Here is a 12523-nt window from a genome sequence, read left to right on the forward strand (position 1 = left end):
CGGCGGCTGGCATGGCGGAGGCTGGCACGGCGGCTACTATCGGCGCGGCTGGGGCTATCCGTTCGCCGCCGCAGCAATCGGCTTCGGGCTCGGCTATGGCGCCTACGATTACTATGACGGCTACTACGGTAATCCGTACTACGCCGATTACGGCTACGACGATGGCTATGGTGACGGCGGGTGCTACGTCGTGCGCCGCGCAATCATGACGCCGTATGGCCGACAGGTTCGGCCCGTGCAGGTTTGCAACTGAGCCATCCGTTGAAGCATGGCCGGTCCATTCGATCGCCATGCTGATGGTCTTGGAATGAATGGCGCGGCCTCGGTGTCTTGATGCCGAGGCCGTTGCGTATTGGTACGCTGCTTGCAGCGCCTTGCAGCAGTCTGTGCGTGAACGCGTCGCGAAAACACAAGGGCCGGCTGCGATTGGAGCCTGGCCTCAGAGGATCCGAAAGATGCTGACCATTCCTGATCTGACCTTGTTGTTCATGGTGGTTGTTTCGTGTCTTGCTGTTGCGTTGATCTACATGCTCCACGAGCTCGAGCCGAAGCTTGCGCGGTTACGGCTGCGAACCGACCGCGTCCTGCGCGATCGCACCAAATAGGCCGGCAACGCCGTTCGCTGCGGCGATGCTTCTGCGTGCGGAGCTGCAAGCGGAAACCGAGCGCGGACCTCTCGTGCGCGAGGGCCGTCGTTGACGTCCGAAGCGAGGCTTTTCCTTAGAGACGGTAGGCCCAAGACCGCGATTGCAAGGCCCAAAAAACAAGGCCGTCGACGTAGTATACCGTCAACGACCTTGCCAGCCCCGGATATTGAAATCGGCTCACGCCATCCGGTCATTTAAGGATGACTCGGATTCGAGGGCCGATATGTGAACCAGTTCACAAAGTCCGGATTAATTCACGGTAACGGGCACTCATGCGAGGCTGCCGCGGCAGGCCTGGAGCCCGGAAAGTTCCACCTTAGACCCTGATCTTGTTCGGGATTTGGCGCATTTTTATGGCCGGGCGCGTGGCACCCGCGGTCGTTAGCTGCGCGACCTGTGGCGCTTCCGGTTGGCGCTGCGCGTGGCCTTCGAGCGTTTGCGCGGCTCGGGCTCGGCGGCCGGCTCATTGGCCTGTGCGCTGGCCAGTGACTGGCGCAGACCCTCGACCTGTTCGGTCAGTGCGGCGACCTGGTCGGAGAGCTTCCTGGCGTCGGCCTGCTGCAGGGCGAACTGCTTGCGCATGGTCTGCAGCTGGTCTTGCACCTCCTGCAACTGGTCGATGGATTCCTGCTGGGTCACCTCCATGCCCTTGGTCTTTTCCACCAGGGCCTCGGAGACCTGCGCGGTCCGCGCTTGCATTTGACGGGCGGCGACCATCCGGTCGGTCTCCGGCACGTTGCCGCTGAAGGCGCGCCACAGCGCGATCGAGCCGATCCCGAACAGCACGAGCACCAGCGCCACGGCGCCGATCGCGATCGGCTGCACGCCAATCAGGCTGCTGGCTTGTGAATTCCGGGGGGCAAGTTCGACCATGCGACCAGAACCGGACATCAATTGAAAGGTTCCGAATAGCACAACCTTGGCGCGGGCAAAACCCGGGGCTTCAAGCTGATGGCGCTGTGTCCGTAAAATTCGCTGCAAGTTCCAAGGCTTCCGCACCAAATTGAGACGTGTGCGCGAGCCTCAGCGCACCGGCGCGATCAGGCCGACCCTCATGTCCTTCGCGAGGTAGACGCAGGTGCCGTCGGCGAGCACGCGGCCGTCGGCGATGCCCAGCACCAACCGGCCGCGCCTGACCTGGCGCATGTCGACCTCGTAGCGCACGAGCCTGACGTCCGGCGTGATGTGTCCCCTGAACTTGACCTCGCCGACCCCGAGCGCCCGGCCTTTGCCCGGCGAGCCGGACCAGCCCAGCCAGAAGCCGATGATCTGCCACATGGCGTCGAGGCCGAGGCAGCCGGGCATCACGGGGTCGCCGGCAAAGTGACAGGCGAAGAACCAATGATCAGGTGCAATGTCGAGTTCACCGGCGACATGGCCCTTGCCGAAGGCGCCACCCTCGGTGCTGATTTCGGTGATGCGATCCATCATCAGCATCGGTGGCGCCGGAAGTTGCGCATTGCCCGGGCCGAAATAGCCGCCCTCGCTCGATAGCAGCAGATCCGGCTTGGTGTACGACGATTGCGGCATGTGAAAATCGTGCGGGTTGAACAAGATGGCCACCAACCTTGGGGTTATTGTTTAACGTTAGCGGCGGCTGCGCCGCGTTGGCTTTGACTTCACGGAGGCTTCGGCGGACAGCCGCAACGCAGCGGCCATGAAGGCCCAGATGTCGTCGGTCAGATCGGCCGGATCCGGCCGCCGCTCGCCGGTCAGGGCACCGATCAGCGCCTGACGGATGCCGCCGATCATCAACGCGATGGTGAGGTGAGGGTCGATGTCCGTGCCGACGATCCCGTCGCGCTGCGCCGCCTCCAGCATCCGCGCTCCGGCCGCGAGCTGCCGGGCGGTGAAGGCGGTCTCCACATCCAGCACCTCGGCCGCCCGGCTCAGCGGTCCGATCACGAGTGGAGCAAACGGGTGCCGATAGTGAAACGCGACATAGGCGCCGATCCGGGCCTTCTCCCGGCCGGCCCAGCTTGCGGTCGGCAATTTGGCGCCGCTGAAGGCTGCCTGATCGAGCAGTTCATAAAACCCCTCGACCACTGCGGCGATCAGGCCGGCTTTCGATCCGAAATGGTGATAGGCGAGCCCGACCGAGGCTTGCGCTCGTCTGGCGACGGCCTGCATCTCGAGATGTCCTTGGCCCTCGATCAGTTCGTCCTGGGCTGCGGCGAGCAGCCTTTCCCGCGTTGCCGGGGTGGCGATTGTCATTGTCCATCCGCAAGCTGAATTGAATTCAATTCAATCGGCCGGATGCTAGGATGTCAAGCGTGGTGGCACGAGCCGGCATTTGGACGGTAAGGCGGGGATGGCATTCGCGATCAAGACCGAGATCTCCGAGCCCCGGGCGAAGGCGTTCGCCTTCACGGCGCAAAAGACCATGTATGGCGGCAAGCTGATCGCCGCCGGCGACATCGTGTTCGTATTCGCGAGCGAGAACGAGGGCGGCAAGGGCCTGATCGCCCGCGCGCTCGTCACCTCGGCCGAGGCGGTGCCGCGCAAGGTCGGCATCGAAAGGCAAACGCCGCGTGTCAGCATCGTGGTCAAGCGCACCGCGCTGGCGACGCGTCCGCTCGGGCGAGACCAACTCAAGCACTTCAAGGATTGGGATGACGGCCGGCCCGAGACCGAGCTCAACTTCAAGTTCTATCGCCAGGCCACCAACAAGATCGTCGGCATCACCGACGAAACGGCAGCCTTTCTTGAACGCCTCTTCCGAGGTGGCTGAGCGCTGCCCGACTGTCGGCCTCGATCGCCTTCATCGGGCACCCCGGGGTTTTCGTACCCCGCAAAAAGGTTGCGGCCAGGCTTTGGGGGAAGCCTGGCCGCGCGCGAACCGGTCTGGGACGGGGAGGGGTGGGGATGTGACCGGGTCGCGAACTCGAAAATCCTTGGCTCTCTGCTCAGCGCGAGCTTGCGGTTGAAACTGCTGGCCGGTTGTCGCCGAGCGAGACCCACACATTGGGATCGCTCTGCGATTGCCGCTTGACGAAGCGGTAGCCGGTCTCCGTCCAGGCGACGATGCTCTCGTTCTGGTTATCGAGCACGAACTCACCCTTGTCGGTCTTCACCGTCAGCACCGCGTGGCCTTCGCCCTTCTTGTCGCGGACGACCGTGATCAACAGCGCCTCGCGGGGCCAGCCGGCGTCCATCAGCATCTTGCGCTTCAGGAGCACGTAGTCCTCGCAGTCGCCGTAACCGTCTGTCGGCAACGACCATTTCTCGATCACGCCCCAATGATCCATGTCGGTCATCGGCTTGATGGATTCGTTGACCCACTTGTTGACCCGCACGAGGTCGCGCCAAGCGGTCTGCGACAACACGATGTCGCGTGGTTGCGTCTTGCTGCCGCGGCACTCGGCCGGATTGTCGGCGCAGAACTCGACCCAGCCGATCGGCGAACGTGCGACGTCACCGAGGCTGGCGTAGACCACGTCGCCGGCCTTGGCCGACACGCACGTTGCAAAAAGGATGGCGGCAACCGCCAAACCTTTCCCCTGTCCCCTGAAACCAAACATTGTGGCCCCCGTTCTTTTTGTTGGGACCACGTTTCGCACAAAGCTTTTGCGCCGCCGCTAAGTGCGCGAAGTAGATTTGACGCGAATACTGGTAAAAGCTGCGGCTAAGTCGATCTTTACTTGAATCGAATTCGCCTAAAATTTGAAACAACTGCAATTGATTCAAATTTTATGCATTAATACGGAGAACGCTGCGCCAGCGCGGTTTGTTGCGTCAAAAGCTCCGGCCGTTAACCGCCGATTTCACTACGCCAAACGCACCGAAGGCGGCCACCGGTGTACCGGAGGCCGCCTTCGCGGGCTGAAAACGGGGGTCTTGAGCGGTTTTTCGCTTTACCTCGCGGTAACGCTCTCTTCGAGCGTTTCCGCGGATTGCTCGTGGACGAACTCGAGCGCGAAGCCTTCCTCGAGATTTCGCACCACGCGGGCCTGCACCCGGCCGAGCATCACGAGCGATTTCAGCGGCGGGCGGTTCTCCGCGGCGATAGCAGCGCCGGACAGGGAAAGGTCGATGATACGGCAGGTCATCCGTGTGCCGTCTTCCTGGGTGAGCAGGGCGATCGGGTTGCGCGGCACGATACGGTCGTGGCGGCGATCCTCGGGCAGATTGAGGATGTCGCGGTTGGCGAGCCAGGTGAGCTGGGCGGCGAGCTTGTCGCGCTTGCGCGCGGTGGCGCCGATCGTCATCGCAAAGCCGTTGTCGATGATACGGGTGATGCGGCCCTCGACGCGGCCGATATGGTCGAGATAGGCGATCACGCGGTCGCCGACATTGCCGATGCCCGGCGCCAGCAGCGCGAGGCCGCCCGGCGACATGTTGATAATCTGGCAGGGAAACTCGCGCCGGTCGGGCAGCATGTAGCGGCCGAGCAGGTGCACCTTGACGCGCTGAAAGCGCCGTCGCTCCTCGGCTACGGGGACGACGGTAGTTTTCTTCTGTGCAAACGACATCACGACAAACCCGGCCACCGTCCATTCGGAGCCCCGACGACCCTAAGGCTGATAGGGTTAACGGGGCGTTACGGTTGAGATGGGGAACCCGCACACGGTGCAAGAGAAGTGTGCGGTGCTGCCGCGCGCAGCTTCTCAAGAGATTGCGGCCGCTTCGCGCGCCGCATCCGGTTCGCCGAACCACCGCGACATGGCCTGAGCAGCGTCCTCAAGCTGGGGGGCGGTGTCAGCGGCCCAGGCGACGACGCCGTCGGGGCGCACGAGCACGGCGCTGAGGCCGAGCCGATCCCTGGCGTCGCTTGCGACATAGTCGATCCGCCCACGCCAGCGATCGCCAAGCGCTTGCAGGCGCGAGCGCGGCTCGAAGTCCAGCAGCAGGCCGCGCCCGTCTCTGAGCAGTTCGCCGAGCTTCGTTCCGCCGGCGAGCGCGAAGTCGGGTACGCTGCGGCCCACCAGCGGATGGCGGCCGCCAAGATCGTAGCGGAGCGAAACGCCCCACACGCGCTCGGCAAAATATGTCGCGCCGTCCGATGTCGCGATCAGATCGCGGATGATGGCCTCGAGCGCACGCGAACTCCGGCTTGGCCGCATCAGTGCGACCTGGGCGCGCGACCAGTCGAGGACTTGCGCGCCCACCGGATGCCGCTCGCTCATATAGCTGTCGAGCAGGCCGGCCGGCGCGTCGCCGCGGATCGAGGCCGCGAGCTTCCAGCCGAGGTTCATCGCATCGCCAAGCCCGAGATTGAGCCCCTGGCCGCCGAGGGGCGAATGGATGTGCGCAGCATCGCCCGCGACCAGCACGCGACCGTTGCGGTAAGCCGTGGCCTGACAGGCGCGATCCGTCCAGGTGGTGGCGAGCTTGAGCGCCGTCAATGTGACGTCGGTGCCGGAGACCTGGCGCAATACCGCCTGCACATGCTCACGCGTGATGGGTTGGGTTCGGTGGAAAGCGCCGCCGTCGAATTCGACCATCGCGATCGTGCCGGGATGTGCGTACGTATACATGCCCGTCGGCGTGTAGTGGCGGCCCGGACGCAGCTTGTCCGGATCTGATATCTCGACTTCGACCGAATAGCCGGTGAACTCGGGATCGGTGCCGACGAAGTCGAAGCCGCCGGCCTTGCGCACCATGCTGCGCCCGCCGTCGCAACCGACCAGCCAGCGTCCATGGAACGTGTGGCCGGCGGCGCCAACGGTCACACCGTCATCGGACTGATCAAGCGCCTCGACGCCGAGGCCGCGCCTGATCTCGACGCCCATCGCGGTTGCGCGCGCGGCGAGCGCGGATTCGAGCGACTCCATGTCGACCGCGATGCTGGTGCCGGCCGGGCTCGGCAGGCGAAACGGCCATTTCGACGTGTCGATATCGTCGTGAAAGAACTGGATGCCGGCGAAATGGCCGGCCGGGCGGCGCGGCTGTTGCATCCAATGCGCGCCATTCGATACGTTACTCGAGCTATCTTTCGCACGCTGCGGCGCCGCGATGTCGTCCAGCATCCCGCGACGATAGAGGGCTTCGATGGTGGGCGCCGAGAGACCGCGCATGCCGAACGGCAGCCGCTTCAACGGCGAGTGCGGGTCCGCGGCCTGCTCCAGCACCAACACCGAGAGCTTTGCGAGCCGCAGCTCACAGGCAAGCAGCAGGCCGACCGGGCCGGCACCGGCGATCACGACATCATAGGGGAGGGGGTGGTCGTTGTGCATGAACTGCTCCTTTGTCGGTGTTCGACCGGAGCGGTTCGTCGGGTTGAGAACCACACGGACGAACAATGGGCGCCTGGACGGCGTCCGGTGTTCGTCGTGGGGATCTCACGCATCAAGCAGGAGACCAGAGCTTTCGTTTAGAAAGGACTTCGATTTCGAAAGGACTTGGGCTTACCAAACCAAGTCTGCCTTTTTCGACGCTGGTCGTATAGCGGCGTGGCGCCTGGTCTGCAACGGCGATCCGGCGTGCGGATGACGGCAACAATGCGCAGCTGCTATGCCCCGGCGACCGCATCGGCATCGCGCAGGCCATCGACGCGGCGCGAACCCGGGCGCGGCCCAAGATTATCCGGCGTCTTGATGTTGCTTGCCAATCCTGTTGCCTCGAACGCCTTGATCAGCCACCAGCCGAGGTCGATCTGACCCGGCAGCAGCCCGAGCTTCGCTGAGCCGGGGTAGGCATGGTGATTGTTGTGCCAGCTCTCGCCCATGCTGATCAGCCCGGCGATGCCGACATTGTAGCCCTGGGCCGCGACGCCTTCGATGACCCAGGTCTGTCCGCCCTTGCGATGCGAGTAATGACCGATCAGCCAGTGACCGGTGACGCAGACAGCGACCCGGACGCAGATGCCCCAGACCAGCCAGCTCCACGAGCCGATCGCAAAGAACAGCATCGCCCAGGGCAATTGCTGCCACATCCAGGTTCGCTCGACGAAGGCGTAGAAGCGGTCATCGGCGAGCCGCGGTTCGAGCCGGAAGACCGGCGGGTGCTTCAGCGCGAGCGTACAGTGCAGTTGCCACCAGGCATCGCGCCAGAAGCCGGCAGCGTGGCGGGAGTAGGCATGGCACGCTGCCTGGCGTTGCGCCCAGTCGCGGAAATCATGCAGCCGCACCATGCCGTAGGGGCCGGCCATTCCAACCAGCGTGCCGAGATAGACGCAGAGCCGCTCGAGCCATAGCGGACAATCGAAGCTCGCATGGATCAGGCGGCGATGCATGCCGACCGAATGCCCGAAGCACAGCGTGATCGCGCTGGTCACGATGAACAGCGCGAATGCGCTCCACGAGAACAGCCGCGGCCCGAAGATGATCGCGACCACGGTCATGCTGCCGAGCCATAGCGACTTCGCCGGCGCCCATTGCACACGTCCATCCAGCGGGTCGGTGCTGTCGTCCGCGAAGATTCGTTCCGACCCGGGCTGAAGCTTCATTCCAATACCTGATGGTGCCACCGCAGGGTGGGATGGAGCGACCATTGCTGTCAATCCGCCGCGCTCATCCGTCGTGTCGCAGCCGACATTGGCATCTCCGGCCACTTCACCTAACCTGTCGCGACTTGGTGAGCTCATTGGCTTAGTCAGCGCTTGGGGCGGGGACGTTCGATCATGCGACAGAAATTGTGGCTTGTGCTGGTTGCGGCAATCGTCGCGGGCGCCGGCGCCGCGCGCGCCGCCGAAATGCGCGTCACCTTGCTCGGCACCGGCACGCCGACGCCGCGGCTCTCCAGCTTCAGCGCCTCGACGCTGGTGGAGGCCGGGCCTGAGAAGCTGATCTTCGATTTCGGGCGCGGCTCGACGATCCGCCTGTTCCAGAAGAAGATCCCGATCGGTGCGATCACGGCGCACTTCATCACCCATCTGCATTCCGACCATGTCGTCGGCCTTCCCGACATGTGGTTGACGGGATGGATCGGCACGCCGTTCGGCTCGCGCAAGACCCCGATGGTGATCTTCGGGCCGAAGGGCACGGTAGCGATGACCGAAAATCTGACCAAGGCGTTCTCCGAAGACATCCGCATCCGGATCGACGACGAGAACTATCCGCCTTCGGGTGTCGCGTTCGCGGCGAAGGACATCGAGCCGGGCCCGGTTTACGAGCACAACGGCGTCAAGGTCACCGCGATCGAGGTCAATCACGGCGAGAAGATCAAGCCGTCGTTCGGGTATGTCGTCGAATATGACGGCAAAAAGGTCGTGCTGTCGGGCGACACCAAGCCGGACGAGCGGGTGGCAAAGGCGGCCGAGGGCGCCGACCTCCTGATCCATGAGGTCGCGGTGATCGATCCGGACCTGTTCAAGGACTATCCGAACTACCGGGCGATCGAGAACCATCACACCTCGCCGGAGGAGGCCGGCAAGATCTTCGCAGAGGCGAAGCCGAAGCTTGCGGTCTACTCGCACATCGTGTTCGCGAGCCAGCCGCCGACACAGGACGTGCCGGAGGACGTCCTGCTGAAGCGGACGCGCACGACCTATCAGGGGCCGCTGGTGATCGGGCACGACCTGATGTCTTTCGTGATAACGGACAAGGTCGAGGGCTTTGCGCCGGACGGCACTGCACTGAAGTGACAGTCGCTGAAATGACAGTCCCGGCCTGAAAGCAACGCGGCGAGGTTATTTGGCTTCGCCGTCCATTGCCGGTTCGACAGTCACCGCCGGCGGTTCAACGGTCACCGCTTTCAGCACCTTTCGTTTCGCCGCGCGGATCTCGAGCAGCAAAGGCGGCTGATAGGAGCCGGCTGGCGGTTCGAACATGAAGCCGTGGTGCCCGTCGCCCTTGTTGAGCTTGAGAAGATCCTTGCGGAATTGATCGGCGACGACTTCGGCAACAAGGTCGCCGTTGAAATAGATATCGATCGTGACTCGTTTGTCGGGGTGCTGGTCGTACAAGGCCCAGCCGGCGATCCTGTTCTCGTTGAAGACGTCGACATGGCCGGTGACCTCGCCCGAGAGGCTCTCGATGCCGGCCTCGATCACCTCGAGGTCGCTCTTGTAGATCGATCGCGTGACGTCAAAGCTGAAATTCGCCGTATCGACGCATTGATCCAGCAGGCTCAGCCGATGCTCTTTCATTCGTTGCAGCGTGTCCAGTTCGCCCATCTTGACGTACATGCCAACGATGCCTTCGATACCTGGATTCATGGTGTCGTCCCCGCAATGCTACAAGCCTCTTCGCACTCAGCTGCATTCACAATCGATAGTTTCTTGCGATGCGCGAAAAAATACTCCCGTCGAGAGTTGAAGCGCCTCGTCCCGCCAATGCCTGTCATGAATCCCTTCATGACAGGCATTCATGACATCCCAATCGTCCTGACCTAAAGTCGGTGCGGCCGTGCCCGGCCCAACGACAAGGACAGGGAGAGCGAACCGATGGAGCAGATCCGCGTCTGCACGCATGATGGACCTGGAGCCAAACCCGTAATCCGGACCGTGCCATGGCCGGAAGTCGGCAAAAAGGCGGCCTTGATCAAGGTCGGCGCCTGCGGGGTTTGTGGAACCGACCTACACATCCTGAAGGGACACTGGCCGAAGCCGCTGCCATGGCCGTTCACGCTCGGCCATGAGCTCGGCGGCGTGATCGTCGAATGCACCTATGTCGAGATGGGCCAGTTCACCGATGCCGGCTCGATCAATACCTCGTGGCACCGCATCTGCACCAAGGACCTCAATGTGCTCGGCTCCTGGGGCTTTACCGGCAACGACCTGCCGCTCGGCGTCGACATGCTCTACCGCACGTGCAACAAATACCCCTGGCTCGACATGCAGACGATCTATCCGTTCACAGAGGATGGCGTGGCGCGCGCGGTCGCCGACGCGATGGCGATGAAGACGGTGAAGTCGACCATCGTGCCGTGGCCGGAACTGGTCGGGTGAGGCAGATAAACGGGCGCGCTGCAATTCCTGTTGCAGTGCCCCCAAGGAATAGCGGCCGGGTGCTGCCGATCATGCTCTGATATCGCTCGCCGGGGCGACGGCCGGGAGCTAACATCTGATGATGCAGTCGAACCGTGTGCCGCCCAGTGCAACGTTTGCGGGGGGGACCGTGTCCGCGGACTTCCCGCTGTTCAGGACCCTCAGCGCGGAGCAGCGGCTGATCGCCTTTGGCGCAATGACCCGGCGCGACCTGGTGCGCGGCGAGCTGCTGGTCGAGCAGGGCGGCGCCTCGGATGCATTGTTCCTGGTGCTGCACGGCGCGCTCGCGGTGTACCGGACCGATCATTCCGAGCCGATTGCGGAGCTTCGGGCCGGCGAGCTGGTTGGCGAGATCGGCTTCTTCGCCAACATCCCGCGCACGGCCAATGTGATCGCGATCCGCGATACCAGCGTGCTGGTGCTGACACGTGCGGCCTATGCGAGGCTTGTCCAGGAAACGCCCGGCATCATCGACGCACTGCTGGCCGCGCTTGCACAGCGATTTGCGGTCCAGACTGCGCGCCTGTTGCCGGTCCGGGCGTCACCGAAGGCGCGGACCGTTGCGTTGGTCTCAGGCGGACGGGAGCCGGTGCCTGCTGCCTTTGAAGCGCGCTTGCGTCTGAGCCTTGCCGCGGCCGGTGCCGAGATCGTCGACCTCGCGCGCGTTCAAGCCAAGTTTCCCGGCCGCGCGCTCGACGCATCCGAAGTCGCCGACTGGCTCAACGGGATCGAGTACGACGCGCCGCTGGTGGCCTATTTCGGTGGTCACGAGGCCTCGGAATGGGCGCGGAAAACCATTCGCCAGGCCGACCTCGTCGTGTTCGCCTGCCGCGGCCATGCTCCCGCGCCCGACCTGACCGAGATCGAAAGCTTCGCCTGCTCCGTGCATCCGGCGTCGGCGCGGCGCCTGGTTCGTGTTCACGACATCAGGCGTCACGAGGTCAGCGGCACCGCGGCCTGGCTCGCGCGGCTTCCATGCTTCATGCATCATCATGTCGCGCTCGAGGACCAGATCGATATCGACAGCCTGGTGCGTTTCCTGTGCGGCCGCGCCGTCGGGTTTGTCGCCGGCGGCGGCGGCAGCCTCGGCACCGCGCATGTCGGGATCTACAAGGCGTTTTGTGAGCGCGGCGCGATGTTCGATATCTTCGTCGGCACCAGCGTCGGTTCGGCGATGGCGGCGGGTTTTGCCAAGAACTACGACGCCGAGCATCTCGAGCGCGGCACCCATGAGATTTTCGTCTCCAGCCGCAGCTTCCGCCGCCCGACCTGGCCGCGCTACGCGCTGCTGGACCACAAGGCCTTCGATGCGGCGCTGGCCGATCAGTACGGCCTGCATTGCCGCATCGAGGACTGCTGGCGGCCGTTCGCGGCGGTCGCGACCAATCTGTCGACGCACAGTCTCGAATTGATCCGCACCGGTCTGCTGTGGCAGGCGGTGCGCGCATCGAGCGCCATCCCCGGCCTGCTGCCGCCGTTCTATACAAGGGACGGTTCGATGCTGGTCGACGGATGCCTCGTCGACAACGTGCCGCTCGCGCAGATGCATCAGCTGAAGAGCGGGCCGAATCTGGTGGTCCATTTCGGCGAGCCGGCGACCGAGATGTTCGACGTCGACTATGCGGCGCTGCCGGGGCGGCTGGAGCTGCTGGCGTCGCTGCTGACGCCGTTCCGGAGAAAATCGCTTCCGGCGGCTCCAAGTGCCGTCAACGTGTTGTGGCGTAGCCTCGTCGCGCATCAGCGCTACGATACGCTGCCGACCACGCCGCTCGACATGGTGATGCGCCCGCCGACGCCCGATGGCATCGATGTGACGGATTTCGATCGGCATCAGGAGATTTTCGAATCCTCGTACCGTTGGGCCCAACAGATTATTGCGGCCTCGGAGGCGGTGCATAACCCGGCCCTTGCTGCAATCGTCGCGTCGGCCATGGTTGGGGACAAGAGCGCGGATCATGCGACAACGGCGACCGCGCCGGTTTCCCAACAGGCCCGTGTCGGCTGAACG

14 protein-coding genes are annotated in these 12523 nt (G+C 63.9%); 6 read left to right on the forward strand and 8 right to left on the reverse strand.

From position 1 onward, the window contains the following. Together H8A95_RS27010 and H8A95_RS27015 are read left to right on the forward strand one after the other, a co-directional pair. Positions 1 to 253 (forward strand): hypothetical protein (locus H8A95_RS27010; RefSeq protein WP_229185969.1); only part of this gene is annotated, 253 nt, incomplete at its 5' end. 202 nt (positions 254 to 455) lie between these two features. Further along, positions 456 to 605 (forward strand): hypothetical protein, encoded by a 150-nt coding sequence (locus H8A95_RS27015; protein WP_229185970.1) that lies wholly within the window; start codon positions 456 to 458, stop codon positions 603 to 605. Positions 606 to 1028: 423 nt separating this feature from the next. Here the strand turns inward: H8A95_RS27015 and H8A95_RS27020 are convergent, their stop codons facing one another. The 3 genes from H8A95_RS27020 to H8A95_RS27030 all read right to left on the reverse strand — a co-directional run bounded on the left by H8A95_RS27020 (position 1029) and on the right by H8A95_RS27030 (position 2861). Further along, entirely contained in the window at positions 1029 to 1520 is a 492-nt protein-coding gene (locus H8A95_RS27020) for a hypothetical protein (protein WP_229185971.1), read from the reverse strand. 150 nt (positions 1521 to 1670) lie between these two features. Then, the gene (fabA, locus tag H8A95_RS27025) at positions 1671 to 2201 is read right to left on the reverse strand and encodes a bifunctional 3-hydroxydecanoyl-ACP dehydratase/trans-2-decenoyl-ACP isomerase (protein ID WP_229185972.1); all 531 of its coding nucleotides are present in this window, start codon (positions 2199 to 2201) and stop codon (positions 1671 to 1673) included. 33 nt (positions 2202 to 2234) lie between these two features. Further along, on the reverse strand, positions 2235 to 2861 hold the full coding sequence (locus H8A95_RS27030; protein WP_229185973.1) for a TetR/AcrR family transcriptional regulator: 627 nt from the start codon (positions 2859 to 2861) through the stop codon (positions 2235 to 2237). A 97-nt stretch (positions 2862 to 2958) separates the two neighbouring features. Between H8A95_RS27030 and H8A95_RS27035 the strand changes: the two genes are divergently transcribed. Beyond that, positions 2959 to 3378 carry a hypothetical protein gene (locus tag H8A95_RS27035; protein WP_229185974.1) on the forward strand — a complete coding sequence of 140 codons (420 nt, stop codon included), beginning with the start codon at positions 2959 to 2961 and terminating at the stop codon, positions 3376 to 3378. A 175-nt stretch (positions 3379 to 3553) separates the two neighbouring features. Here the strand turns inward: H8A95_RS27035 and H8A95_RS27040 are convergent, their stop codons facing one another. The 4 genes from H8A95_RS27040 to H8A95_RS27055 form a co-directional block, all read right to left on the reverse strand. Next, positions 3554 to 4168 (reverse strand): transglutaminase-like cysteine peptidase, encoded by a 615-nt coding sequence (locus H8A95_RS27040; RefSeq protein ID WP_229185975.1) that lies wholly within the window; start codon positions 4166 to 4168, stop codon positions 3554 to 3556. 333 nt (positions 4169 to 4501) lie between these two features. Further along, entirely contained in the window at positions 4502 to 5119 is a 618-nt protein-coding gene (locus tag H8A95_RS27045; protein ID WP_028336124.1) for a PilZ domain-containing protein, read from the reverse strand. A 135-nt stretch (positions 5120 to 5254) separates the two neighbouring features. Then, on the reverse strand, positions 5255 to 6823 hold the full coding sequence (locus H8A95_RS27050) for an FAD-dependent monooxygenase (RefSeq protein WP_229185976.1): 1569 nt from the start codon (positions 6821 to 6823) through the stop codon (positions 5255 to 5257). Between the two features lie 275 nt (positions 6824 to 7098). Beyond that, a complete protein-coding gene (locus H8A95_RS27055) occupies positions 7099 to 8034 on the reverse strand; it encodes an acyl-CoA desaturase (protein ID WP_229185977.1) in 936 nt (311 codons plus the stop codon). Between the two features lie 174 nt (positions 8035 to 8208). Between H8A95_RS27055 and H8A95_RS27060 the strand changes: the two genes are divergently transcribed. Further along, on the forward strand, positions 8209 to 9171 hold the full coding sequence (locus H8A95_RS27060) for an MBL fold metallo-hydrolase (protein WP_229185978.1): 963 nt from the start codon (positions 8209 to 8211) through the stop codon (positions 9169 to 9171). A gap of 45 nt (positions 9172 to 9216) precedes the next feature. On the opposite strand, the gene H8A95_RS27065 is transcribed toward H8A95_RS27060, so the two are convergent. Then, positions 9217 to 9744, reverse strand: a complete 528-nt coding sequence (locus tag H8A95_RS27065) for a hypothetical protein (protein WP_229185979.1) — start codon at positions 9742 to 9744, stop codon at positions 9217 to 9219. 228 nt (positions 9745 to 9972) lie between these two features. Between H8A95_RS27065 and H8A95_RS27070 the strand changes: the two genes are divergently transcribed. Both H8A95_RS27070 and H8A95_RS27075 read left to right on the forward strand, forming a co-directional pair. Then, positions 9973 to 10476 (forward strand): alcohol dehydrogenase catalytic domain-containing protein, encoded by a 504-nt coding sequence (locus H8A95_RS27070; RefSeq protein ID WP_229185980.1) that lies wholly within the window; start codon positions 9973 to 9975, stop codon positions 10474 to 10476. A gap of 169 nt (positions 10477 to 10645) precedes the next feature. Next, positions 10646 to 12520, forward strand: a complete 1875-nt coding sequence (locus tag H8A95_RS27075) for a cyclic nucleotide-binding and patatin-like phospholipase domain-containing protein (protein ID WP_229185981.1) — start codon at positions 10646 to 10648, stop codon at positions 12518 to 12520. Positions 12521 to 12523: the final 3 nt, after the last annotated feature.

Source organism: Bradyrhizobium oropedii (assembly GCF_020889685.1).
Classification (GTDB): Bacteria; Pseudomonadota; Alphaproteobacteria; order Rhizobiales; family Xanthobacteraceae; genus Bradyrhizobium; species Bradyrhizobium oropedii.